The following is a 23,204-nucleotide window of genomic DNA, read 5'->3' as shown; positions in this document are numbered from 1 at the left end:
CCCGGTGCCGGGTCCGGTGGGTGGCGGTATGGGCGTCGAGGAGGGCGCGGGCCTGACCGTAGGACAGGCAGGCGTCCCCGGCGTGAGGGCACACATCGCGCGGTCACGGCTGGGTGGCGACTCCCGAAGCAGCAGCCAGCGGGTGAGGGCCGAGCAACGGACGTAGCCGATGTGGATATCCGCAGTCGGGGTGTCCGGGGCGAGGGCGAGCCGGATGGGTGTGCGTGCCCGGCCGCCGGCGCTGGCCGGGTCTGCGGTCGGCCGGCGGCGCCCCCCTCACCACTTCTGCGAGACGGGGCACCTTCGTGAACGACCCCGTGTACGAATCCGGACTCCGGTCGACTACTGCGGCCGCCAATTGACGTTGCTCCGGGAATGGACCGCTTGTGAGAAACCCGGCGGCGGAAGGCTTGAGTCTCCAGTAGGGGGAGGCATCAGGGTAGGCGCATGGACGGCGACACCCTCTAGTCGATCGGCGACCTGGCTCGGCGTACCGGCGTCACGGTCAAGACGATCCGTTTCTACTCCGATTGCGGAATCGTGGCGCCCACCGACCGCAGTCCGGCCGGCTACCGCCTCTACGGAAAGGACGCCGTCGCACGCCTGGACTTCGTTCGAACCCTGCGCGACCTGGGTCTGGATCTTCCCACCATCCGAAAGGTCATCGACCGGGAGCTTCCGCTGCGCGATGTGGCCGAGGCTCATGCCGAGGCTCTGGACGTGCAGATCCGCATTCTCCGCTTGCGACGCGCAGTACTGACAGCTGTGGCGAAGCGAGGGTGCACACCCGAGGAGATGAGTCTCATGCACAAGCTTGCCCGGCTCTCCGAAACCGAGCGCCAGCGTCTGGTCGGTGACTTCCTCGATGCTGCCTTCGGCCGACTGGGCACCGACCCGGCCGTCGCCGGCATCGCGCGCACGATGACTCCGGAGCTGCCGTACAACCCCGGGACCGAGCAGGTCCAAGCATGGGTCGAACTTGCCGAACTGACTCAGGATCCGGATTTTCGTCGCCTCGTTCGGGGTATGGCGGAGGACCAGGCGGCCGAACGCACCCGCAACGCCACCGGACTTCACCGCGACCTCGCGGCGACCGTCTGTGAACAGATCACACCAGCCCTGGCGGCAGGCATCCAGCCGGCCTCGTCCCAGGCCGACGCGATCGTCTCGACGCTGACGGTCCACTACGCGCGTCTTCTCGACCGACCGGACGACGCGGAGCTCCGTTCTCGACTGTTGAGCCGGCTGGAGAGCATGAACGACCCTCGCAGAGAGCGGTACTTCCAACTGCTCGCAGTGATCAACGGCTGGCATGCTCCAGAGAGTCTGACGCCGGTGATCGACTGGTCCGTCCAGGCTCTGCGCATACGCGTACAACGGTGACGGGGCGGTTGCGAGATGGCGGAGACGGGCAGAGCCGGCTCAGGCAAGCACGCTGCCACATATGGTCAACCGGTGAACACTCCCGTGATACTCGAGGCGGCCGCAACGCCGACCGCGCCCGCGCTTGTTCTTCGCCCATGGCACGTGGAGGACGTTGCCGCACTGGTTGAGGCGTATCGCGATCCCGATCTGCGTCGCTGGACCAGCTCGCCGCTGGACAGCAACGCCGATGGAGTGGAGTGGATACGGACCCAGCAGCAGGGCTGGCAAGCAGGAGACCGGTTCGGCTTTGCCGTCCTTGAGCGTCCCGATCCAGCATCCCAACGGTTGGTGGGCAACGTGGTTCTCAAGGACGTCGCATTCGGCAAACCGTTCGCCGAAGTCGGCTACTGGACAGTGGTGCACGCACGCGGACGGGGTGTCGCCTCCCGCGCGCTGGAGACTCTCACCGCCTGGGCCTTCGGCCACTTCCACGCCGGCGGACTGGAAGGCATCGAACTCCTGCACCAGGCGGACAACCGCGCCTCGTGCCGCGTTGCTCAAAAGAGCCGCTACGAGTTCGACAGGATCTTGCCTGCCGCACCGCCCGCCTACCCCCTTGATGGCCATCTGCACATTCGGCGCGCAGATGCTGGAAGCCTCCAGGGAGGACCGGGCAACGCCGGCTCGGGTGAGCACGCTGCCGCACAGAGCCGAGAATCTACAAGTTGAAGGTGGACAAACCATGGGGGGAGCAAGGACAAGTGCCTTCGGTGAGTCGGGATACGTGGTGACCCGGGACGGCAGGCGGCTCCATCGTGTGACGGCGGGCGGCGGCGGCCCGCTCGTGGTGTTCGTGGCCGGCGGAAACGGCTCGCGATCGTCGTAGAGCCGGATGCAGCAGCAGCGCGTCGCGGAATTCTCGGCAACCGTCGCGTACGGCCGCGGGGGCTACGGGCGGCGGCAAGCCGGACACAGCCCCGGGAGCCCCGGAGCGGCTGGAGGACGACTTGGAGGATCTCGTCGACGCGCGCCCGCCGTGCCGATGCCGGGGATCCGTGCGTCCTGGTCGGTCACAGCCTGGGCGGCCCCCTCGTCCGTTCGCTCGTCTACCGCCGCCCGGAACTGGTGGCGGGGATGGTGCTGTTGGACCAGGTGTCCGAGGACTGCGACGTCTACTCCCGCACGTGGTTCAACCCGCTCGGGTCCCTGGCCCATCTGCTTACGCGCTGTCGCCACCCGGTTCGACAAGACCGCTGCTCGCTACCGGGCGGACGTACAGCTCGCCACCCTCGCCCTGTGGCTGCGCGATACCTCCGTGTGATCACCGGTAGGGAGTCGGGAGTTCCTCCTCAGACAAGCGGCTGCGGCCACGCCTGCCGAACCCTGTCCAGTCGGGCACGATGGTCCTCGATCCAACCGTCGGCCGGCTCAAGCAGGACCCGCGCAGTCGTCCTGGACCCCTCACGGTCCGCAACAGAGACTCGGACCTGTCCTGGGTGCAAGTCCGGCGCAGCAAGTTCAATGTGCAACTCGGTTGCCCTCTTGTCCTTCCTCCAAGAGGCGTTCTCGCCTCGGGCGAGCGAGTCCAGGACCGCCTGCCACGCCGCGAGATCTTGGGGGAAGATCCAGGTCCGCTGGGTCCCCTTGAGGAACTTGGTGTCCACGATGAACTCGCCCACCAGCACCTGCGGGTCTCCCACGGCATCGCGGCCCGTCACCCGGACAGTCACGCTGTTGCCGCTGCCGACCAGACGAACCAGGTCGATCGGGCCCTCTTCCACGTCAGCTCCCGCCCCTCAGAAGTGTGAGTCGGCAATTTATCCCACCGTCGAGGGACCGCCTCAGCACAGTCCGGCGGCTTGTCAGAGAGAGCCCAGGTCTGTTGCGAAAAGGGATCTTGGCCGTGAACGATCAGATGCCGTGGAGCGTGGAGATCTGACGAACGGCCAGTGGGCGCGGCTCGAGCCGTTGCTGCCAATGGACAACAAGCCGGGCCGTCCACCGGTGTGGACTCGGCGGCCGTCGATAGACGGCATACGGTGGCGGACCCGTACTGGTGCACCGTGGTGTGATGTGCCGGAACGGTATGGGCCGTGGGACCGTGTCCACGACGTGTTCCAGCACTGGCAGCGGGACGGCACCTGGGCGTGGATCGTCACTCAGCTCCAGGCCGAGGCGGACGCAAAAGGCCTGATCACCTCGGATGTGAACGTAGACTCCACGGTCTGCCGGGCCCACCAGCAGGCCGCAGGGGCGGCAAAAAGGGGATCTCCAGAAGGAACTGCCCGGCGGGATCGGCATCGAGCCGGCTGACCACGGACTCGGACGTTCCCGCGCCGGACTGACCAACAAGATCCATCTTGTCGTCGAGCGGGGACAGAAGCCCCTGGCCATCGTGATCACGGCCGGACAACGATACGACTCTCCGCAGTTCGAGCCGGTCCTGGAAGCACTCCGGGTGCCCCGGCTCGGCCTCGGGCGACCGCGCACGCGTCCGGAGCGGGTTCGGGCCGACAAGGCGTACGACTCCCGCAAGAACCGTGCCTCGACTCCGGCTCGCCCACCGGCCCGAGTTTGTCCACCGACAGCCGGGCCCGGCCGCCGCCCTCTGGGGCAATGATCTCCACCGTGGTGACATCACCGGCCCCGGCAAGCCGGTCGGCCATCTGCCCCAGGCCGTGTCCAGTGCCCGCGTCAGCTGGGCCAGGTGTCGGAGACCGGCGCCCCAAGGCTCAGCCCCGCCGCCAGCACGTACGCGCGCATCCGTCGTCAGCGCCGCATCCGCCCTCTGCGCGGCCTTCGCCACCGCCTCGGGCAGACGCCGCTCGACCACCGTCCGGGCCTCCGGTACCTGTCGGGCCGGCACGCTCACCACCGGCAACAGCGCCTGGTGCCGACGCAGCCACGTCATCGGGTAATTGAACGGCGCCGCCGGGCCCTCGGCGTGTGCCCACGCCCGCCCGTACAAGAACGTGCGGAGCTCTCGCGACCACTTCCTGTCGCTGTAGTCCCAGTACCCGATAAACAACTGGAAGATCCTGCGGGACTTCAGGCGAGGGTGGCGGCGTCTTCAGGGCCGTCGGCGGCATCACCCACCTGCACAACCGTGCCCTTAGCCAAACCTGATCACAGCCTTGCAAGAACACCTTCCGCCGCGTTCTTGCTCCTGCTTCACCGCGCATCTGAACCCTGCCTTGGGCAGACCGGTGTTACCGGTGGCGGGACTTGCGCCACTCCACTTCTTCGGGGGTCAGCGGGGCGCTGATGTTGTACACATCTCCGACCCGCAGGCTGTCCGGCGTGATGTACTTTCCGTGTGCGCCGATGACGGTGACGGATACCAGCGAATCTGGTTGCCAGTAGGTGCGGTAGTACGGCGACTGCACCGGATGTTCGGGAATTTCCAGCAAAGATGTGCCGCGCTTCTCCAGCAGTCTCTGCAGTTTCTCGAATCGCAGCCTTCGGTCGAACCGCCCGTACTGGGCCCGGAGCGTTTCATTGACGACCTTTCCTCCGCCATGCGCAAGGCGGTGCACTTGGAGGGTGAAGTGGTGACCCGTCCACGGGTGGTCAACGGATTCGCGGGACCAGGAGAACTCCGCCATGCCGTAATCGCGCCACATGCTGCAATCGTCAAGGGAGTTCTCGGCGAAGTCCGGCCAAAGAGCCTTGGTGACCTGGTCCGGAGTATCTGTCGGCTTCGCGCCGAGCACCGTTCCGGAGGTGATGACGTTCATGTAGAACGCAAGAGAATAGGGGGTCAACTGCCATTCCTGGAACGAGGGAAAGGGGAAATACCTTCACCGGCTATGGATATATCCGTCTTCCGATCAGCCGCGACAGTGCACGCTACATGCGCCTTGCGCCTGCACCAAGCGGGTTTCCAGAAGAGGGGCGGAGAGAGCCGGGCCCGGTCTTGCGGAGTCAGCGCCCACGGGCGGCTCAGGGCAGGCCGCGATCCGGGGCCGCGGCCGTCCTCGCGGCGGGCAGCAGGCCGTACGAGACGTTGGATCCGGCGCCGGCGCCGGCACAGGCCGTCGAACGCCTCAGCAGACTGATGACGCTGAGCGGGTACCCCCTGCACCATCAGCTGAGCCCGGCATGGGACCACGAGTTACGAGAGAGACCTAAGGGCTGCACCACGAGATTCCGGAAAGCGCTCATCCAACGTTCAACCAGTGGATAGTATCCGGCTTCCACGCAACCTTGGGGGGATCATGGACTATCAGCAATATCCAACCCAGTCTGGACAACAGCCGCCATCGCCGCAAGGTATGTACCCGCCGCCACCGCCGAAGAAGATGAGCACCGGCGCGAAGGTAGGCATCGGATGCGGCTCCGTATTCGGCGCGATCATCGTCCTCGTCATCATCGGCGCGGTAGTTGGTGGCAACGATGCCAAACCCAAGGCCTCCAAGCCCGACAAGGTCGCCTCAGCCCCCAAGCAGGACCAGGCGAAGGACGACGCCAAGCCGGCGCAGGAGAAGCCGAAGACGGAGTCCAAGGCGGCGCCCAAGTCGCAGGCCCAGCGGTTCAAGGACTTCATCAACGAGTCCGGCACCAGCAAGCAGAAGGCTGCCGCCAAGCACATCACCTCTGTGCAAGGAGCCGACGAGAAGAACGGGATCTTGGACTCTGCGGAGATCCACACCGATTACACCGGAGGACTCCTCGGCCCTAACGGGGGCAATGGCAAGTTGCTCGCCACCGTCTTCGCCGAATGGCAGCACTCGAAGAACGGTCTGGTCACCGTGTACGACGAGGGGGGAGAGATCCTCTCCAACGGCAACTACTGACCTCCCGTAGCCGAGCCTCACCGTGAGGGAAATGCGGTGAGGCTCCGCCGCGCCTACGGTCAGTTAGGAATGCGGCGCAGAGTTCTCGAAGGCGGGTGCAGTCAATGACACGCTCGGGTCGACTCGACCTCGGCCACCGCAAGGCCAGGTATTTCGTCATTCAGCGCATGCCGGCGTGCGGCCAGTGGCCGGCGAGACTCGGACGGTGGCGATGATCTGCTCTGCTCGAAGGCGAGGCGTCGCCAGCCTTGCAGGCGACCGCAGTGCGGCGCCCGTCGGCCTCCAGGCGTAGTCGTTCCTCGTCCGCTCGGCGGAGTGCGATGGTTCTCCGGCGGGAAGCGGGCGGCATCGGTGCTGGACAGCATGGAATCCATGACCGTTGATGTGTACGTCGCACGGATCCGCCGCCAACTGCTCCGACCCGCCCGGCCGGAACCCGCGGGGCTCTTCGTCCAGCTGGCTGTGGGCCTGGCGATCGCCGAGATGCTGGTGTACGCGGTGCAGAAGGTGTACATGGCGGCGCGAGGTGAGGTCGGGATGCCGGGGCACCCCGCTCCTGACTCCGTGCAAGCCCAGTTCGAGCACGCCGCGTTCGCCCAGGCGGCCAACGCTTCGCTCGGTGTGGTCGCGGCGTTGGTGGCGTTGGCGACCGTCACGCGCTGGGGATCCCGTATCCCGCGATGGACGTTGCTCTCTGCCCTGACGCTCACCCTGGTGATGCAGTCGCTGGGGGCAGCGATCACTCTCCGGCGTACGGACTTCGACCTGGCGCACCTTGGAGGGAGCGCCGTGTTCGAGACTCTGTCGGGAGGCGTCCAGATCGCGGCGTGGCTGGTGGTGGCGATGTCCTACTACGTGCGCACGGGCAGGCCTCGCGTGCACTTCACAGACGCGAGTGCATTGGTGCCCACCCGTCGCGTTCAGGCCGTAGCAGCGTACGTGGCCTTCGTCTGCGCACTCGCCTACGGTGCGATGAAGCTGGACTGGGCATTGGGCGGCGAATTCCTGATCAGGCAGACTCCGCTCCCCCGCGCCGCTCGGGACGACTTGCTGGAGCGCGCCACGGACGCGGTCATGCAGCACTGGGTGTCCGTGGCGCTGGCTCTGGTGGGCATGGTGGCCGCGCTTCATCTGTCCGGATGCTTCCGGCCGCATGCGAAGGTCCGCCGGTGGGTACTGCTCGTCGGCTCCTGGGCGGGGTGCGCGTTCATGGTGGCGCGCGCGGTCGGGGTCCTGGGCTACGGGTTCGTCAACGATGTGCGGCTGTTGTCCGGTCTGGTTTCCGTCCCTCCCGCTGCCATGGATCTCGCGCGTTTCCACGCCCGTTGGGACCTCCTGCTGTGGTCGCCGTACTGGCTGCTCTTCGGTGTGTGCTGGGGTGTGGCGGCCTGGCACTACCGGCGCCAGGGACATGCCGACAGCTCCCACCGGTCCCACGGCTCCCAGCCGGCCGGAGCGCATCTTATGGATCAACCCGGGCCCGGCTGATCCATAAGACATGCCATAGATAGGTCATCCCCTGAGGCGTGTCCGACGGGTCGTGTGACTGAGCTGCATCTGTGTCGTTCCGGCTTGTGTGGAAGGGGCGGTCTGTCGGACGCGGCTCGGTTGGAGGCGCACCTGCCGCGCCCGCCCCGGCTCAGCCCTCGAAAGCCCCGCGCAGCGCCACGGCGAAGCCCGCCGCGTGCGAGAGGAAACCCACGTGTCCGCCGGGGAACTCCACGATCTCGGTGCCGACACGCTCCGCCAGGGCCTCCGTCGTACGGTGCAGGAGCGTGTTCGGCCCCTCACCTCCGACCGCCAGGGCGAAACGCGCCGCGCGCAGCGCGTCGACGTCCGGCCTGAAGCGGACGAACGTGCGCAGCTCGTACGCCAGGCACGTATCTATGTTGGCGCGGATGCGTGCCAGCATCTCCCGCACCGGCACAGGCAGGTTCTCGGCCGGTTGCGGCGGCCCGTCCACGCCGATCGCGTCGCTGAACTTCCGCAACGCGGGGTCGGCGCCCTCGCGTTCGTACAGCTCGTACACCTCCTGGAACAGCGCATGCCAGCGGTTCGCATCGGGCAGCAGATCGATCACGAACGGCTCGTGCGCCAACAGCGCCCTCACCTGGCCGTGGTGCCGGGCCAGGAGGTCCATGCCGATCATGCCGCCGTAGCTGGTGCCGAAGACGTATGCCGGTTCATCGGCGGCGACCGCGTGCAGCAGCAGATGGGCGTCGTGGCCGTGCTCCTCGATCCACTGTGCCCCGGGCGGGCCTGTGAGGCGGCTGCGGGAGTTACCGCGCAGGTCGTAGGTGATGACGGTGTAGCCCTCTGCCAGCAGGCCGGCCAGCGGCCCGAACATGGCCGCGTCACCGTCACCACCATTGATGAGCAGAAGAGGCGGGCCCGATCCGCGCACTTCGTAGTAGATCTCGGCACCGGACACGGTCAACTTGTCTGTCTTCATAGGACCTTCAGAGTGCACCGGTGACGGGGCACGGAGCAATGACGCAGGCAGTGGTCGGCTCGGGCTCCGTTCCTGACCCGTCGGACAGGCTCTGGTCCGCGTCGCCGGGCCGGCTCTCCCCAGGCGTCAGCTTGCTCCGGTTGCTCCGGTTGCTCCGGTTGCTCCGGTTGACGGTGCCGGCGGCGGCGGTGTTCGTCACGTACAGGGGGGTGGCGTCCGGGGAGACGGCGACGCCGGTCGGGTCGGCCCCGACGAGGGTGCTGGCGGCGACGGCGTTGCCGGCGGTGGCGGTCACGCGGACCGTGCCGTCACCGCCGGCTGGCCGCGTAGGCGCGGGTGCCGTGCGGGGTGACCGTCACGCCGACCGGTGCGTTACCGGCGTCGAGGGTGAGGCATGGCGTATCCCTTGGGGTCAGATGGTGGGTGGAGGGGTTCGGGTGTAGGTCACGGCCGGGCTGGTGCCGCCGGGGGTGGTGACGGTGACATCGACCGGCCCGGCGGGTCCGGGTGGGGGTGTGGCGGTGAGGTGGCTGTCGGAGATGACGGTGAACGCGGCGGGCACCGTGCCGAACATCACCGCGGTCGTTCTGGCGAGGCCGGTGCCGGTCAGGGTGACGGTGTTCCCGCCGGACAGCGGTCCCTGCGCGGGGCTGAGGGCAGTGAGAACGGGTGCCGCGCTATAGGTGTAGGAGACCCCGTTGCTCGTCCCGCCCGCGGTGGTGACGGTGACCTGGACGCTTCCGGCGTTTCCGGGTGGCGCCACCGCGGTGAGCTGGGTGTCCGAGACGGAGGTGAAGGAACTGGCGGCCGTGGTGCCGAAGTGCACGGCGGTGGCCTCGATGAGGTGGGCTCCGGTCAGGGTGACGGCGGTGCCGCCCGCGATGGGGCCCGAGCTCGGTTCGGCGCTGGTCAGGGCCGGCGTATCGACGTAGAAGTAGGCGGTGCCGGTCCCGTGGGCGCTGGTGCCGCCGGGGGTGGTGACCGTGACGTCGACCAGGCCGGCGGCCCCCGGTGGTGCGACAGCGGTGAGTTGGGTCGGGGAGACGACGGTGAAGGAGGTCGCCGGGGTGGCGCCGAAGGTGACCGCGGTGGCTCCGGCGAGGCCGGTGCCGGTCAGGGTGACGGTGTTTCCGCCGGATCGCGACCCCTGGCTCGGGCTCACGCCGCTCACGACCGGGGTCGTGGCGTAGCTGTACGGGATCCCGTTGGTGGTGCCGCCGGGCGTGGTGACGGTGACCTGGACCGTTCCCGTGCCGGCGGGCGCGACGGCCGAGATGTGGGTGTCGGAGAGGACCGTGAAGGAGGTCGCCGTGGTACCGAACCGCACAGCGGTGGCCGTGGTCAGACCCGAGCCGGTGAGGGTGACATTGGTACCGCCGGTGGTCGGCCCCGATACGGGGTTGACGGAGCTGAGCGTCGGTGCGGGCGTGACGCTGTAGGTGTAGGCGACCGCGTTGCTCGTGCCGCCGGGCGTGACCACCGTGACCTGGACCGTCCCTGATCCGGCGGGAGCCACCGCGGTGACCTCCGTATTGGAGACAACCGTGAACGAGGTCGCCGCTGTTGCGCCGAAGCGCACCGCCGTCGCGCCCGTCAGGCCCGTACCTGTAAGCGTGACCGTGGTACCGCCGGTGACCGGTCCGGACGCGGGGATGACCGAGGTCAGGGTGGGCGTCGTGACGGGGCCGTAGGAATAGGTGACGAACTGGGCACTGGTGCCACGGGGCGTGGTGACGGTGACTTGGACGGTGCCCGTTCCGGCTGGGGCGGTGGTCGTGATGTGTGTGTCGGAGTCGAGGATGAACGAAGTCGTCATGGTGGTGCCGAAGCGCACCGCGGTGGCGCCGGTGAAGCCGGTGCCGGTCACCGCGACAGGGGTACCGCCCGTGGCGGGACCCGAGGCTGGGGAGACGGAACTGACCGTGGGCGCGGCCAGGGTCAGCGTCCGTGTGGTGGGAGCGGTCGGCGGGTTTGCGAAGCGATCCACGCTCATATTCCTTCGAGGAGGGTGAGCCCCGGCCGGCCGGAATGGGAGCAGAGCCGGGCCGGGGCTCGTCAAAACGGGTGCGGTAGGGCCTGCCCGGGCAGGCGGTCCGCGTGCCCGGTGACAGGACCCGGGCCGTCAGCGGCCCGAACGGCGGGTCAGATGCCGGGCCCGGCGGTGTAGGTGAAGGCGCCGGCGCTGGTGGCGCTGCCGCCGGTGGTGGTGACGGTGACGTCCACGGCGCCGTCGGCGCCCGGCGGGGTGACCGCTGAGATGCTGGTGCCGGAGATGACGACGAACGACGCCGGCGTGCCACCGAAGGTGACCGACTGGGTGGTGGCGAAGTTGGTGCCGGTGATGGTCACCTCGGTGCCGCCGGAGGTCGGGCCGGAGAGGGGGCTCAGGGCGAGGATGGTGGGCTGGTCGACGTAGGTGTAGGACAGGTCATCGGCGGTGCCGCCCACGGTGGTGACGGTGACGCCCACCGACCCGGCCGCCACGCCCGTCGGTACGACGACGGTCAGCTGACCGTCGTTGACCACGGTCGGTGTCGCGGAGGTGGTGCCGAATTGCACGGCGGTGGCGGTGGCCAGGCCGGTGCCGTTGATGGTGACGGTGTTGCCGCCCCCGGTGCCGCCGGAGTCGGGGCTCAGGCTGCACGCGAACGGCGCGCCGACGTAGTAGAACGAAAGCGGGTTGCTGGTGCCGCCGGGGGTGGTCACGGTCACGTCGACCATGCCGGTGCCGGATGGGGAGACGACGTTGACCTGGGTGGGGGTCGGGGTGCCGACGATGGTGGCCGGCTTGGTGCCGAAGTGAACGGCGGAGGTGCCGGCGAGGCCGACACCGGTGATGACGACCGAGGTGCCGCCGCCGGTGGAGCCCTGGTTGGGGGAAATGGGCATGGCTGTCTCCTTCATTGAGGCGGGTGAGGGCGGAACGACTGCGTTGTTGAGGCAGTGCGGGGGGAACGACGGGGCGATACCGGGCGGGTGCTGTTCGCCGTCGGTGCAGGAAGGCTCGTTGTCCGGGCCGACGCCGGTTCTGTGCGTCGGTCGGACGCCGGTTCTGTGCGTCGGTCGGACGCCGGTTCTGTGCGTCGGTCGGAGCGGTCAGCCGGTGTCGCCGGTGCAGCCGGGCACGCTGCGGGGTGGGGCGGTGTTGTTCGGGGTGTTGCCGCTGACATTGCCGGCCAGGAGGTTGACCGTGCCGGAGTTGTTGTAGTCGCCGTCGCCCGGGTAAGGAGCGACGGCGCTGCCGCCACGGATGGTGATGCTGTTCAGGTTGAGCCGGCCAAGAGTGGCCGGCACATTGGCATATCCATCGATTTCAAGAATCCGGGCAGCCGGGGTGGACGGATCGCTGGTCAGGATGTCGTCGTCACCCTGCGCGTTCGTGGTGGTGGACGCGGACACCACAGAACTCTCCCCGCACCACACGGAGTTCTGGGCATGCGCAGTGGTCGGGACAGCGGCCAGTCCCATGGCCATGGCACAAATAACGAGCACGGACCGAAGAGCGCGGACAGCAGTCGGCATGACGCCCCCAACATGAGGTTGCGCGAGCCACCGCATCAGCCGGCGCCAACGAACAGCACCGGCTGGTCGATCCACGTCCTCTACCGAGGGAGCCCATGCGGCACCGCGGCGACACGGCCGCCCAGGCACTCGGGCTGGTGATCGGGTAGGCCGACTGCCACTCCCCCGGAGAGGATGGGCGGCCCACCGGATTGGACATGAGCAGTAATCCATCGGTGTGACCATGGCAGCAATAACCTTGACGCTACGTCACCCAAATGGCGCAGCATGCGACGTCCCAGGCGCATCAAGTGCCACCGTACGCACTGCCGTTCCAGCCAGCGGCGCTTCGGGGTGAAGGCTCTGACGTGCTGTCGTCCCTGCGGCATCGTCCCGTAGAAGCGCCGTCGCACCGTGTGTACGGCAGCGAGTGCAGCCGCAGGGGTGGATTCGGTGGGGGCGCGCATACATCGCGCCGCACAGAAGTCGTCGCTGGTGGCCGGAAATCGGCGTGCGCCGGGCTTTCGGTGTGCTCGCAGCAGCACGTCGGGTCCGGAGCGCTCGCAGAACAGGTCACGTGGCCGAGGTTGCCTCAACCCAGCACGCGCCGTTGAACAGTGCGCTGTACAGGGCTGCGGTGCGGTCTGCCGTGCTCAGGCGGCGTGTGTGCGTTCGGTGCGGCCGAAGAGGAGCGCGTAGCCGGCCGGGAGCTGGGTGAGGATGCGGGTGAGGAGCTCGGGGCCGGCGAGCTGGGCGACCGTGGCGAGGACGGCGCCGGTGTCCCAGCGCGCGGTGGCCGGCGTGCCGCCGGTGCGGGTGGCGAGGTCCTTGACGAAGCCCCGGCCGGTGAGCTTCTCGGTGTCGGGGATCTGGGCGGTGAAGGCCAGGGCGGCCTCGACGGGCAGACGGGCCGCGAGTTCGACGCGTTCGTCGCCGGTGAGCTGCCGGCCGAGTGCGGCCAGCACGGCGCGTACGACTTCTTCGGCTCGTTCACGGGTGGGGTACGCGCCTTCGTACCGCACGCGTTCCAGCATGTGCTCGAACAGCATGCCCGGTGCGGGCCGACCCGGTTCAGGCTGGGGGGACATCGGTGGAGCGGACGCCTTTCTCGTCAAAGAGCCTTCTTGGTCGGTGACATGGCCGGGCGCGAAGGCCCGCCACTGTTGATCTCGGGATGGGCAGTTGGGTTGGACTTGCTGCCTCCTGGGGGTTACGTCGGCGGCGGATGGCCGAAGAGAAGGTCGTAGCCCGGAGGGAGCTGGAGCAGGATGCGTTGCATGAGCCCCTCGCCCGCGGCGTCCTCGGCCACGCTGAGCACGGCCCCGACGTCCCACTTGGCGGTCTCCTCGGTGGCTCCCTCGATCCATGCCGCGGTCGCCTTGACGAACCGCTCGGGCGTGAGCGGTTCAGCGGCCTGCAAGGGGTTGAGCAGGATCAGGGCAAAGGTTTCCGGCAGCCGGGCGGCCAGTTCGGCTCGCTCCTCGCCCACCAGGTGCGCACCCAGCAGCGCGAGGACGACGCGGGCCGCCCGTTCTGCTTCCTGTTGCGTTTCGTACTCGCCGCGTTCCTGGACGCGGGCCAGGAACGCCTCCCACCGCAGAGTCACCGTGGCTGCCCCCTTCGAATGAGGCGGAGGACGGGATCAGGAGGGAGGCACGATCTGCCCCGTCCTCCGCCGTTGCTGCGGGCGAGGTCTTGTTCAGCCGCTGATCTGCTTGTGCGCCGCGCCCCCGCCGATCGCTATCTTGCGGGGCTCGGAGCACTCGCTGATCGGGACGCGCAGGGTGAGGACACCTGCGTCGTAGTCGGCCTTACTGTTGTCCGTGTCGAGGGTATCGGCGAGCACGACCTGGCGGGAGAAGACGCCCAACGGGCACTCGGAGAGCTCCCTCTGCACATCGTCCGCCTGCGCGACCGGCCGGCGCTCGGCCTTGACGGTCAGCATGTTCCGCTCGATGTCGATGTCGATCGCGTCCGGGGAGACCCCGGGCAGATCGAGCGCGATGACATGGTCGTCGCCCTCGCGGTAGGCGTCCATCGGCATTGGCGACGGCCTTGACCACGTGCCGGACGTGCCCAGGAGTTGCTGGGTGAGCCGGTCGAGCTCGCGGAACGGGTCGGTGCGCATCAACATCGCGGAACACCTCCACTTGGTTCAGGCAGTGCCTGCCAATGCGCTTCACCTCTCTCCCGTTGTAGCATGTCATCCAATCGATGACAATCAGAGTGTCGTCCTCAGGGTGACGAGATGAGAGGAGACCGCGGTGCCCACACCCGACCAGTCCACTTCACCCCGCAGCCCGCACCCCAGCCCGGCCTCCTTTCTTGCCGCCGCCTCCGCACTGGCCGCGATAGACGAGGCCGTACGCAGCGCCCACACCGCAGAGGCAGCCGATCCGGCCGTGCCCGGCGCGGGGCCCGAGCAGGCCCTGGATTCGCTCCTGCTCCTGCGCGAAGTGCGTGAGCAGCTCGCCGGATGGGAGACGAGCCTGATCGAAGAGGCCCGGAAGGCGGGCGCCAGCTGGGCCGACCTCGCCCATCCACTCGGCGTCGCCAGCCGCCAGGCCGCCGAACGCCGCTACCTGCGCCTGCGCCCCGGCGCCGCCAACACCACCGGCGAACAGCGCATCAAAGCCACCCGCGACCGCCGCGCCGCCGACCGCTCCGTCACCGCCTGGGCCCGCCACCACGCCGCCGACCTGCGCCGCCTTGCCGGCCAGATCACCGCCCTCAGCGACCTCCCCACCACGGCCGGCACCCCGGTCCGCGACCTCAACCAGGCCCTCGCCGACAACGACGCGGCCCGTCTCATCGACCCCCTCGCCGCCGCCCACTCACACCTGCAACACACCCACCCCGACCTCGCCGCCCGCATCGAAACCCTCACCCGCCAGACCGACCAGCTCCGCCGGGACAGCAACGACCAGCGCCGCGATGCCTGACCCCCGCTGATGCGAGGGCCTCGCTCATCAGCCTGCGCGGGTGGTGCTGTCGATCGCGGTGAGGGGATCGGCTCGAAGGCGTGCCGTATGACCGGGGTGTATGCGGCCACGTGACCAGGGTGGTGTATGCGGTCACGCCGCTTGCGATCCCGTACGGCGTCCGGCCGCTGCTGTAGTGGGCGGGCGCCGCGGGGGCGAGAGGCGGGGCGCGGTCGCGCTTCCGATGAGGCTCGGTGGCACATGCCCGCGCCCGCCGCGGGCCTGGCGCATGCCCGCCCCCGGCCCAGGAAACGCCCCCTCCCCCTTCGTCGTCTACAGTGCAGTAGACCGTCTACCCGCTTGTAGTCGCTCGGGGGGGCGCGTTCCAGAGCCTGTGAGGTGACCTCCTTGAGTCCCACCATCCTGGTCGTCGAAGACGACCACGCCCTACGGGACGTGCTGCGGCGCGGTCTGCGGGACGAGGGCTTCGAGACGGTGACCGCCCAGGACGGCGCCACCGCCCTGCGTCTCGTCGGCGACGCCGTCGACGCGGTGGTGCTGGACGTCGGACTGCCCGACGCGGACGGGCGGGACGTGTGTCAGGCCATGCGGGCGAACGGGTTTCTGCGCCCGGTTGTCTTCCTTACCGCGCATCACCGGCTCGGCGACCGCCTCAGCGGGTTCTCCGCCGGAGGCGACGACTACGTCCCCAAGCCGTTCCATCTGGCCGAGCTCACCGCCCGTTTGCAGGCCGTCCTCAAGCGTTCCGGGCCCGCCGCTCCCACCGCCACCGGGGATCTGGTCCTGGACCCGGTGCGGCACAGCCTCACGGTGCAAGGCGTCGAGGTCGCTCTGACACCCACCGAGTTCCGTCTGCTGGCCGCGCTGATGGCCGACCCGGGGGCGGTGGTGCGCAGGCGGAATCTGGTCAGGGCCGGTTGGCCGGAAGGTGCCCAGGTCAGCGACAACACACTGGACCAGTATCTGAGCCGTCTGCGGCGCAAGATCCGTGACGCGGGCAGCGGCCTGACGATCAGCACCACCCGCGGGATCGGACACCGACTGTCATGAACCGTGGCCGGTCCCCCCGCACCACGATGATTTCCCGCTGCTGGCCCCGCACCCTGCGGGGACGGCTGTCCCTGGTGGCGCTCACCACCGCCGCGCTGGTCATGGTGATCCTCACCGTCGTGTTCAACGCGATCGTCCGCCAGCACCTTCAGCAGCAGGCGGACGACGAACCGCGCACCCGGGCCGCCGCTGTCGCCGCGACCGTCGACACCCGCCATGATCCGGTACGTGTCCTGGAGACACCGGATGACGCGCTTCTCGACACGAACGTATGGATCTACGCGGGCACACGGCTGCTCGAACACCCGGCCTCCGCGCCCTCCGGAGGCGCGGTCACCCGCACCGCCGCACGCCTCGCCGCACACGGCGGCAAGCAGTGCGCCGCCCTCGAAGCCGACGCCCCCATACGTCTGTGTGCCGAGCCCGTGGGTGCCACCCGGCCGGGCGCCCGGCCCGCCGCCGTCGTCGTCACCGCCATGGACCTCGGTCCCTACCGCGCCTCGGCCGACACCCTGCTGATCGCCTCCCTCGCCCTGGACGGCACCGTCCTGGCCTGCACCTATGTCCTGACCCGGCTGGCGGTGGGGCGCGCCCTGCGCCCCGTGACGGCGATGACCGACCAGGCGACCCAGTGGAGCGCGGTCACCTCCGAACAGCGCTTCGGCGGCGCGGACCGCCCCACCGAACTCGCGGGGCTGGGCACCTCGCTGGACGAGCTCCTGGACCGTATCCGTGCCGTGCTGCGCCATGAGCAGCAGCTCACCGGAGAGCTGTCCCACGAGCTGCGCACTCCCCTGGCGCGGATCACCGCCGAACTCGACTGGTGGCAGGCGCGTCCCCGCTCCACCGCCGACACCCGCGCGACGCACTCGGTCATCGCCGACGCCGCCGACTCCATGCGAACCATCTGCGACACCCTCCTCGACGACGCACGCGCCACCGGGCACACCGCGCCCGGCACAACGGACGTCATGTCCGTGCTGCGACGGCTCGCGGACCGGCCCGGCAGCCCCGGGAAGGTCTCCCTCACGGTCACCGGCCCGGACACACTGACGGCCGGAGTGCCCGCCGCGCTGTTGGAACGCATCGTCGGTCCCCTCACCGACAACGCGCTGCGCTACGCACGCACATGCGTCGGCATCCGGGCCTCCCACGAGCTCGGCTGGATACACGTGGAGGTCGTCGACGACGGCCCCGGCGTCCCGCCCTGCTTCACCACGCATCTGTTCCAGCCGGGCAGGCGCGCCGACCCGGCGGACGGACACGGCGGAGCGGGCCTCGGGCTGCCGCTCGCGCGACGCCTGGCCCGCTCCGCCGGCGGTGAGGTGACCTACAGCGCCGAGTACGCCCCTGGGGCGGGGTTCGTGGTCAGCCTGCCTGCCGGGTGACCCGGCCCCCGCTCGGTGACACCGCCGGACGGAGCATCAGCCCGCCGGCGTCACCGATAGCGTCCAGGAGTTCCAGGTCAGGGGTTCCGGGTCAGGGGTTCCGGGTCAGGGCCTCGTCCCGCGGTACGGCGGTGTTCCTTCGCTCCTGTACGTGGGCGTAGCCCATGAGGCCGATGAGGAGCGCGAGGAGCACGGCCGACGAACCCGCCGTACCGAGGTCGAGGCCGCCCTTGGCGAGGGGCTTGGTGAGGAAGTCGCCGGCGGTGGCCCCGAGAGGCCGGGTGAGCACGAAGGCGATCCAGAACAGCAGAACGTTCGGCACGACCGGCACCCGCATGAGGGCGACGAGTACGGCGAGCACCCCTGTGACGAGAAGTGCGCCGCCCGCGTAACCGAGTCCGGAGCTGTCGGACAGGAAGTCACCCATGGACGTGCCGAGGGTGTTCGACACCAGGATCGCCGACCAGAAGAGGGCCTCGCCGCGGAAGGTGACGATGTCGCGGATGGCGAACGTGAGCCCGGTGCACTTCCAGACGATGAAGATGACGATCAGCAGCGAGATCAGGATCGCGGCACCGGTGGGGTACCCCAGTCCCAGGCCCTGCGGCCCCCAGCCCAGCGACGTCGCCCCGTCGGAGAGGAACCTGGCGCTGGCGTCACGGTTCATGAAGTCGGACATCGTGGTGCCGGCCATGCTGGTGGACAGGATGACGGTCCAGTAGAAGAACGGGTTGTAGCGCGAGGACCTGAGCTGTACGACCAGCGTGACGACAAAGATCAGGAACAGCGCGATCGTGGTGAGGAAGTAGCCGAGCTTGAGGGTCTGGGCGAAGAGGTCACCGGCCGTCTCGCCCAGGGTCGTCGCGGCGATCTTCATGATCCAGAAGGCCAGGGTGACCTCCGGCAGTTTCTTCATGACAGATCTGCCGGTCCTGCCGGTGTCGGCGGCATCCAGCTCCGTCAGGACTTCCGACTTTTCCAATTTCTCTGCCTCCTGGTTGCCAAGTGACGCCGCTTCCCCCCTGGAACGAGCGACGTCGGGGGTACGGGCCCGGGCCGCGCCCAAGAGGCTGCCCGGGCCCGCCCATGACGCCCCCCGTGCGCCGGAATCGGCACCCGCCCGGGGCGACGTACGTGGTCAGCCGGCCTGTGGGGTGAGCCGTTCCCGCTCGGCCACATCCCGCCGGGTCACCGCCAGGAACACCACCAGGCCGAGAATGACCGCCAGGAAGAGCACGCTGGTGATCACGGTGCCCAGGCCGAGCCCGCCGTCGGCGGTCGGCTGGGAAAGGTAGTCGCCGATCGACGCGCCCAGCGGCCTGGTCAGGATGTAGGCGATCCAGAAGCTCCACACGGCGTTCAGACCGAGGGCGAAGTGCGCCACCGCGACGGCGGCGATCGCCAGGGCGAACAGGCCGGCGGAGATCCAGTACCCGAGGTCCATGCGCTCGGCGACCAGGTCACCGGCGGCGGTGCCCAGGGCGAAGGTGAACAGCACGGCGAGCCAGTAGAAGGACTCGCGGCGCATCGTGTCGACGTGGTGGATGGACAGTGTCCGCTCGCTGCGGTACCACGCCACGAACACGACCGCGAGGGCGACCGCGAAGACGGCGGTGCTCGTTTCCAGCGGCACGCCCAGGTTGTCGGTGAGGTTGTCGCTGATCAGCGTGCCCACGATGCTGATCAGCGCGACGGCGAGCCAGTAGATGCCGGGGCGGTAGGCGGCGGTACGGAACTGTGCCACGAGCACAGCGACGAGCAGCGCGCTCATCAGCAGCGACACGCCGGTCAGGCCCAGGCCCAGCTTCTCGTTCAGCAGGTCGGCCGCGGTCTCGCCGACCGTGGTGCACAGGATTTTGATCACCCAGAAGTACACGGTGACTTCGGGGACCTTGTTCCAGCGGAGGCGATGGCCGGTGGGAGCAGGGGCGGGGCTGTACGTCTCGTGGGCCTCAGTGGCCCCAGGGATATCGGTTGTCATGGTGCCCGACCGTGTCACGCGCAACCTGAACGCATCCTGAGCACGCATTCCGTCGCGCTACCCAGCACACCCAGGCTGGTGAAAGCCGTGTCAGGCAAGCCTCAAATCGATGAAGGGCACGCTGTCACCCGGCAGCAAGTACCTGTCGATTTCCACAAATCCGTGCCGTTGCGCGAACCGAAGCCCGTCCGGGTTGGATTCCAGGACCACCGTCTCGATCACGCCGGCACCCAGCTCCCGCGCCCGTGCCAGCCCTCGCGCATAGATCTCGCCACCAAGCCCTTGCCGCCGGTGAGCGGGGAGCACCCGGGCGATCACTGTGGCCACCGACGCATCGCTCGTGGGCGGACGCACCGTCGAGCAACCCACGAGAACGTCGCCGAGATACGCGACCTCCAAATGGTTGCGCTGGACACGCTCACGCACGTCGTCGAGGGACAAGGGGTCGGTGGGGATGATCGCGTTATGGGCGTACTGCCAGTCCTTGACCATGGCTTCGCCGTCCACCGGTTCGATACGAAGATCGTTCATCGCAGTAGGAAACCGCGCGCATCGTGGGGCGTCAACTGCAAGTGCTCAACTCCGTTCGTGCTCAGGCTTGTTCTTCGGCTTGGTGGGGGCGAGGAGGGCTTGGACGTGGGTGCCGAGGGCTTGGCCGAGGGTTTGGTAGGCGTCGAATTGCTGGTGGTCGAACCACTGGTCGCTGGTGCTGTCGTGGGGGAAGACCGGGTGGGCCGAGGCGTAGGAGAGCAGTTGGTAGGGCAGGTCGTCGGTGAGGGTGGCGCGGGCGACGATCAGCGTGCCCCGGGCGCTGGGCGGGCGGCCTGGGATGGTCAGGTTTTTGGGGTAGATGATGTCCCCGGTGATGACCGCCGTTTGGGACAGCCGGCTGTTGAGCGCGGACAGGGTGCTTGCGGGTTGGAGCGGTTTGCCGCTGCCCGGGGCGAGGGTTGTGGGCCGGTGCAGTTTGATGGTGATGCCGAGCTCTTCGTGGGCCAGGGCGATGGCTTGGGCCAGGGTGGTGGCGAAGGGCGGGCTGTCTCCGCTGGCGTCGATGCAGACCGCGGTGTGGACGCCCTGACGGAGCAGTTCGACCAGGCCGAGGTTTTCGTAGTGGCCGCCGTCGGTGACGAGCAGCAGCCGGTCGTCCATGGGGAAGCGGCCGAAGACCTCACGGAGCAGGTACGGCAGCCGGCGGATGGCCGGTGGCGGGGGCAGCTCCCAGACGTCGTGGTTCTTCCAGAGTTCGGCCATTGCGCCGGGGTTCGGCAGCCACGTGCCGAGCCGGGCGTTGGACAGCGCGAACAGGGTCTGGAAGGCGCGGGCCTGGGCGCCCATCGCGGAGGAGAAGGCGGCGCCGGAGATGGCGACGGCCGATTGGACGGTGAGGTCGTGGACGATGTGCCGCTTGGTGCGCTGTTCCAGGCAGGCGGTGCAGGCGTACCCGACGTCGGGGCCGCCCACGTAGTCGTGGGAGAGCGTGAAGGAGACCGCGCGGCGGCCGGGGGGCGTGCGTTCGCTGCCGGAGAGGTTCGCCGCGGCGGCGAAGATGACCTGCGGGAAGTCCGGCTTGCGGTCGCCGTAGGTACTGAGGGTGGTGGTCTCCGTGGTGAAGTCGTACGGCACGGCCATCTCGGCGTGGCCGGCGCCGTTGTCGATGACACGGCGGACGGCGAAGGCGGAGGCGAGCCGGCGGCGGTAGAAGGGGTGCAGGCTCATCCAGGTCTGATCGAGGCTGGCACCGATGAACAGCAGCGTGGCGGGGATGCCGATCTGCGCCCAGGCCGGCCAGGACCAGCCGGTGGCCGTGGCCCAGCCCAGGAGGAACAGGAACGCGGCGCCCAGCAGCAGGAGTACCGCCCAGACCACGATGTACTGGGTGAGTCCGTTGGGGACCGCCCGGCTGAGCCCGGGTCTTCCTCTGACCAGGTCGAGGACCTTGCCCAGGCCCCGCCGGATGGTCTGGCGCCGCCGCCACAGTGTGCTGACCAGGGCGGCGATATAGGTGAGCAGTACGGTGGCGCCGGCCGCGGCGGTGGCGTCCGGGCGGCTGACGTCGAGCTGGGTCTGCAGAAAGACCGCTCCCCATGCCAGGACGGGCAGCACCAGCACACCGGCGGCCAGGGCGACGGTCAGCAGTACCAGGGCTTGGAACGCTCTGGCCAGCCCCTGGACCACGGCATCGAAGCGGCACCAGGCGTAGGCCAGCAGCCACAGCAGCCAGACGGCCATGGACGTACCGAGCACGATCAGGACGGCCCGGATCGACGCTCCTCGGAAGGCCGGCGCGTCCGGTGGGGCGCACTTGACGCAGAGTCGGGTGCCGGGCTCGGCGAGGTAGGCCAGCTCGGTCACCGGCACGAGGTGGTAGGCCCAGCTCAGGGCCAGTCCGAGGGTGACCGTGGTGGCGGTGAGCAGAAACAGCGAGGCGAGCAGGCCGCGCAGCAGTACCCCGAGCGCGACCAGCCACTGGCCGGCGCCGTCGGCGACGTACTTGGAGTGCCGCCGAAGGTGGTCCTCTTCCGGCGAGCCGGGGGCGAAGGCATCGGCCGACGAGATGGGGGCCGGCGTGTTGTCCGGGCCGACCAGGGCGAGTTGCATCGCGCCTACGGTGTAGCCACCGCCGGACACCGCGACCAGGTAGCGGGCCTTGAGCAGCGAACTGCGCAGGGCTTGCAGGGCGCCCAGGGTGACGCAGGCCGACCGGATGCCGCCGCCGGAGACACAGAAGCCGAGCGGGGCGTTCGTCCGGCCGGGGGCCGGCTCGCCTTCGTAGCGCCAGTGGGCGGGAGGGGCCGTCGTACCGGGTGCCGGTCCGTCCGTTGTTCCGTCTCCGGGCGGGTCTGCCGGTTCCTGGGCGCGCTGTGGGGCGGCGGCCGGCCAGCGTGTGCCGTCGGGGTGCGCCACCGGCCACGGCGGGACGACACCCGGCGCATCCGGATGGCGCGGGCACGGCGGAGCGGGCTTGTTCGCGGCGGGTGTGAGGCGGGCGATCAGCCGTTGCAGGGGCATCACATGTGGCGACACTGTGTGCCACAGCTTGTGGCACAGTTTCCGCAGGATGGCTCGGGCGGCTCGGGCCGTAGTGGTGCCCCATACGATCAGGGCGACGACCGCGATGACCGCGAGCAGCAGCCACTTGACGGTCGCGCATCCGGTCGCCAGCGCGAAGGGCCCGTCACTGCCGTCGGCTCCGCCGTGCAGACCGTAGGTGAGCAGCACGTTCTCTGCCACATCGCACCCGGCAGCGAGCAGGGTGGCGATCATTGCCCACCGGGCGGCCCGGCGGCCTCGCCGGCCGGCGAAAACGTGGCGACCGAGCCGGAACACGAGCAGCAGGGTCGCCGTGTAGCCGGCGATGAACGCGTAGTCCGCGCTCAGCGCCGTACGAAAGTCGGAGGTGTGGTCGTCGACCACCTTGTCGGCCGCTGCCGCGGAGCCCGCGAACTGTAAGCCGACGTGGTTGACGTGCGGCGCGACGCACACCGCCCACAGGCCGAGGGCGACCGGGACGAGGGTTCCCAGCGCCAGGAGAAACCCCTGCCAGGCGGGGAGCGGGCGGGCACCGGCGGGAGCGCGGGGAACGGAATCCGCTGTGGAACCGGAAGCGGAATCAGGACTACGCCCGGAATCGGGGCCGGGAGCGGGACCGGATTGCGGCATGCGCCACCTCTGAAGATCGTCGTGGTCGATCGCTCTCCCGGTGCCCCGCACTTCGGGGCACCGGGA

General features: G+C 69.1%; 23 protein-coding genes. 9 read left to right on the top strand and 14 right to left on the bottom strand.

Annotation, left to right across the window (positions count from 1 at the left end; translation table 11 throughout):
• Positions 1-471: 471 nt before the first annotated feature.
• On the top strand, positions 472-1,383 hold the full coding sequence (locus tag DY245_RS02235) for a helix-turn-helix domain-containing protein (RefSeq protein ID WP_244942788.1): 912 nt from the start codon (positions 472-474) through the stop codon (positions 1,381-1,383).
• Positions 1,384-1,455: 72 nt separating this feature from the next.
• The gene (locus DY245_RS02230; RefSeq protein ID WP_244942771.1) at positions 1,456-2,094 is read left to right on the top strand and encodes a GNAT family N-acetyltransferase; all 639 of its coding nucleotides are present in this window, start codon (positions 1,456-1,458) and stop codon (positions 2,092-2,094) included.
• A gap of 620 nt (positions 2,095-2,714) precedes the next feature.
• Here the strand turns inward: DY245_RS02230 and DY245_RS02225 are convergent.
• The gene (locus DY245_RS02225; protein ID WP_128502881.1) at positions 2,715-3,146 is read right to left on the bottom strand and encodes a DUF5959 family protein; all 432 of its coding nucleotides are present in this window, start codon (positions 3,144-3,146) and stop codon (positions 2,715-2,717) included.
• Here DY245_RS02225 and DY245_RS47770 point away from each other — a divergent pair.
• Both DY245_RS47770 and DY245_RS45670 read left to right on the top strand, forming a co-directional pair.
• Complete coding sequence (locus DY245_RS47770; RefSeq protein WP_342354161.1) at positions 3,031-3,678, top strand: transposase; 648 nt, start codon at positions 3,031-3,033, stop codon at positions 3,676-3,678. The two genes, DY245_RS02225 and DY245_RS47770, sit on opposite strands and share 116 nt — an antisense overlap.
• Positions 3,647-3,985: a transposase gene (locus tag DY245_RS45670; RefSeq protein ID WP_342354164.1), complete on the top strand. Its 339-nt coding sequence runs from the start codon at positions 3,647-3,649 to the stop codon at positions 3,983-3,985. Before DY245_RS47770 ends, DY245_RS45670 begins: the two co-directional genes overlap by 32 nt.
• Positions 3,986-4,574: 589 nt before the next feature.
• Here DY245_RS45670 and DY245_RS02215 read toward each other — a convergent pair.
• Positions 4,575-5,129, bottom strand: coding sequence for a hypothetical protein (locus tag DY245_RS02215; protein ID WP_128502879.1), 555 nt, complete (start codon positions 5,127-5,129; stop codon positions 4,575-4,577).
• Positions 5,130-5,582: 453 nt separating this feature from the next.
• Here DY245_RS02215 and DY245_RS02210 point away from each other — a divergent pair, with 453 nt between their 5' ends.
• On the top strand, positions 5,583-6,161 hold the full coding sequence (locus DY245_RS02210; protein ID WP_244942770.1) for a hypothetical protein: 579 nt from the start codon (positions 5,583-5,585) through the stop codon (positions 6,159-6,161).
• A gap of 372 nt (positions 6,162-6,533) precedes the next feature.
• Positions 6,534-7,649: a DUF3995 domain-containing protein gene (locus DY245_RS02205; protein WP_181923478.1), complete on the top strand. Its 1,116-nt coding sequence runs from the start codon at positions 6,534-6,536 to the stop codon at positions 7,647-7,649.
• A 151-nt stretch (positions 7,650-7,800) separates the two neighbouring features.
• Here the strand turns inward: DY245_RS02205 and DY245_RS02200 are convergent, their stop codons facing one another.
• The 8 genes from DY245_RS02200 to DY245_RS02165 form a co-directional block, all read right to left on the bottom strand.
• Positions 7,801-8,613 (bottom strand): alpha/beta fold hydrolase, encoded by an 813-nt coding sequence (locus DY245_RS02200; protein ID WP_128502875.1) that lies wholly within the window; start codon positions 8,611-8,613, stop codon positions 7,801-7,803.
• 7 nt (positions 8,614-8,620) lie between these two features.
• The gene (locus DY245_RS02195; protein ID WP_128502873.1) at positions 8,621-8,908 is read right to left on the bottom strand and encodes a hypothetical protein; all 288 of its coding nucleotides are present in this window, start codon (positions 8,906-8,908) and stop codon (positions 8,621-8,623) included.
• A gap of 117 nt (positions 8,909-9,025) precedes the next feature.
• On the bottom strand, positions 9,026-10,600 hold the full coding sequence (locus tag DY245_RS02190) for an IPT/TIG domain-containing protein (RefSeq protein ID WP_244942769.1): 1,575 nt from the start codon (positions 10,598-10,600) through the stop codon (positions 9,026-9,028).
• A 155-nt stretch (positions 10,601-10,755) separates the two neighbouring features.
• Positions 10,756-11,502 (bottom strand): IPT/TIG domain-containing protein, encoded by a 747-nt coding sequence (locus DY245_RS02185; RefSeq protein WP_128502869.1) that lies wholly within the window; start codon positions 11,500-11,502, stop codon positions 10,756-10,758.
• Positions 11,503-11,709: 207 nt separating this feature from the next.
• Positions 11,710-12,012, bottom strand: coding sequence for a hypothetical protein (locus tag DY245_RS02180; RefSeq protein WP_244942768.1), 303 nt, complete (start codon positions 12,010-12,012; stop codon positions 11,710-11,712).
• 755 nt (positions 12,013-12,767) lie between these two features.
• Complete coding sequence (locus DY245_RS02175; protein ID WP_244942767.1) at positions 12,768-13,202, bottom strand: DUF2267 domain-containing protein; 435 nt, start codon at positions 13,200-13,202, stop codon at positions 12,768-12,770.
• A gap of 122 nt (positions 13,203-13,324) precedes the next feature.
• Positions 13,325-13,720, bottom strand: a complete 396-nt coding sequence (locus tag DY245_RS02170) for a DUF2267 domain-containing protein (protein WP_128502865.1) — start codon at positions 13,718-13,720, stop codon at positions 13,325-13,327.
• Between the two features lie 93 nt (positions 13,721-13,813).
• Positions 13,814-14,248, bottom strand: a complete 435-nt coding sequence (locus tag DY245_RS02165) for an Hsp20/alpha crystallin family protein (RefSeq protein ID WP_128502862.1) — start codon at positions 14,246-14,248, stop codon at positions 13,814-13,816.
• A gap of 130 nt (positions 14,249-14,378) precedes the next feature.
• Between DY245_RS02165 and DY245_RS02160 the strand changes: the two genes are divergently transcribed.
• The 3 genes from DY245_RS02160 (at position 14,379) to DY245_RS02150 (ending at position 17,494) form a co-directional block, all read left to right on the top strand.
• The gene (locus DY245_RS02160; RefSeq protein WP_128502860.1) at positions 14,379-15,056 is read left to right on the top strand and encodes a type III effector protein; all 678 of its coding nucleotides are present in this window, start codon (positions 14,379-14,381) and stop codon (positions 15,054-15,056) included.
• Positions 15,057-15,443: 387 nt separating this feature from the next.
• The gene (locus DY245_RS02155; RefSeq protein ID WP_128502858.1) at positions 15,444-16,106 is read left to right on the top strand and encodes a response regulator transcription factor; all 663 of its coding nucleotides are present in this window, start codon (positions 15,444-15,446) and stop codon (positions 16,104-16,106) included.
• Positions 16,103-17,494 (top strand): sensor histidine kinase, encoded by a 1,392-nt coding sequence (locus tag DY245_RS02150; protein WP_128502856.1) that lies wholly within the window; start codon positions 16,103-16,105, stop codon positions 17,492-17,494. The genes DY245_RS02155 and DY245_RS02150 overlap by 4 nt, the downstream gene beginning before the upstream one ends.
• 91 nt (positions 17,495-17,585) lie before the next feature.
• Here the strand turns inward: DY245_RS02150 and DY245_RS02145 are convergent, their stop codons facing one another.
• The 4 genes from DY245_RS02145 to DY245_RS02130 all read right to left on the bottom strand — a co-directional run bounded on the left by DY245_RS02145 (position 17,586) and on the right by DY245_RS02130 (position 23,138).
• Positions 17,586-18,476, bottom strand: a complete 891-nt coding sequence (locus tag DY245_RS02145) for a COG4705 family protein (RefSeq protein ID WP_128502854.1) — start codon at positions 18,474-18,476, stop codon at positions 17,586-17,588.
• 156 nt (positions 18,477-18,632) lie between these two features.
• Positions 18,633-19,475: a COG4705 family protein gene (locus tag DY245_RS02140; protein ID WP_128502852.1), complete on the bottom strand. Its 843-nt coding sequence runs from the start codon at positions 19,473-19,475 to the stop codon at positions 18,633-18,635.
• Between the two features lie 90 nt (positions 19,476-19,565).
• Positions 19,566-20,006: a GNAT family N-acetyltransferase gene (locus DY245_RS02135; RefSeq protein ID WP_128502850.1), complete on the bottom strand. Its 441-nt coding sequence runs from the start codon at positions 20,004-20,006 to the stop codon at positions 19,566-19,568.
• 45 nt (positions 20,007-20,051) lie between these two features.
• Positions 20,052-23,138 (bottom strand): hypothetical protein, encoded by a 3,087-nt coding sequence (locus DY245_RS02130; protein ID WP_128502848.1) that lies wholly within the window; start codon positions 23,136-23,138, stop codon positions 20,052-20,054.
• Positions 23,139-23,204 lie beyond the last annotated feature (66 nt).

Source organism: Streptomyces inhibens (assembly GCF_003389455.1).
Taxonomy (GTDB): domain Bacteria; phylum Actinomycetota; class Actinomycetes; order Streptomycetales; family Streptomycetaceae; genus Streptomyces; species Streptomyces inhibens.
This window is presented reverse-complemented; position numbering and strand designations above follow the sequence as displayed.

Coding starts and splice junctions, on each gene's coding strand:
- DY245_RS47770 (WP_342354161.1), top strand. CDS start 3,031: ATGAACTCGCCCACCAGCACCTGCGGGTCTCCCACGGCATCGCGGCCC.
- DY245_RS02210 (WP_244942770.1), top strand. CDS start 5,583: ATGGACTATCAGCAATATCCAACCCAGTCTGGACAACAGCCGCCATCG.
- DY245_RS02205 (WP_181923478.1), top strand. CDS start 6,534: ATGACCGTTGATGTGTACGTCGCACGGATCCGCCGCCAACTGCTCCGA.
- DY245_RS02200 (WP_128502875.1), bottom strand. CDS start 8,613: ATGAAGACAGACAAGTTGACCGTGTCCGGTGCCGAGATCTACTACGAA.
- DY245_RS02185 (WP_128502869.1), bottom strand. CDS start 11,502: ATGCCCATTTCCCCCAACCAGGGCTCCACCGGCGGCGGCACCTCGGTC.
- DY245_RS02175 (WP_244942767.1), bottom strand. CDS start 13,202: ATGTCCCCCCAGCCTGAACCGGGTCGGCCCGCACCGGGCATGCTGTTC.
- DY245_RS02165 (WP_128502862.1), bottom strand. CDS start 14,248: ATGTTGATGCGCACCGACCCGTTCCGCGAGCTCGACCGGCTCACCCAG.
- DY245_RS02150 (WP_128502856.1), top strand. CDS start 16,103: ATGAACCGTGGCCGGTCCCCCCGCACCACGATGATTTCCCGCTGCTGG.
- DY245_RS02140 (WP_128502852.1), bottom strand. CDS start 19,475: ATGACAACCGATATCCCTGGGGCCACTGAGGCCCACGAGACGTACAGC.
- DY245_RS02135 (WP_128502850.1), bottom strand. CDS start 20,006: ATGAACGATCTTCGTATCGAACCGGTGGACGGCGAAGCCATGGTCAAG.
- DY245_RS02130 (WP_128502848.1), bottom strand. CDS start 23,138: ATGCCGCAATCCGGTCCCGCTCCCGGCCCCGATTCCGGGCGTAGTCCT.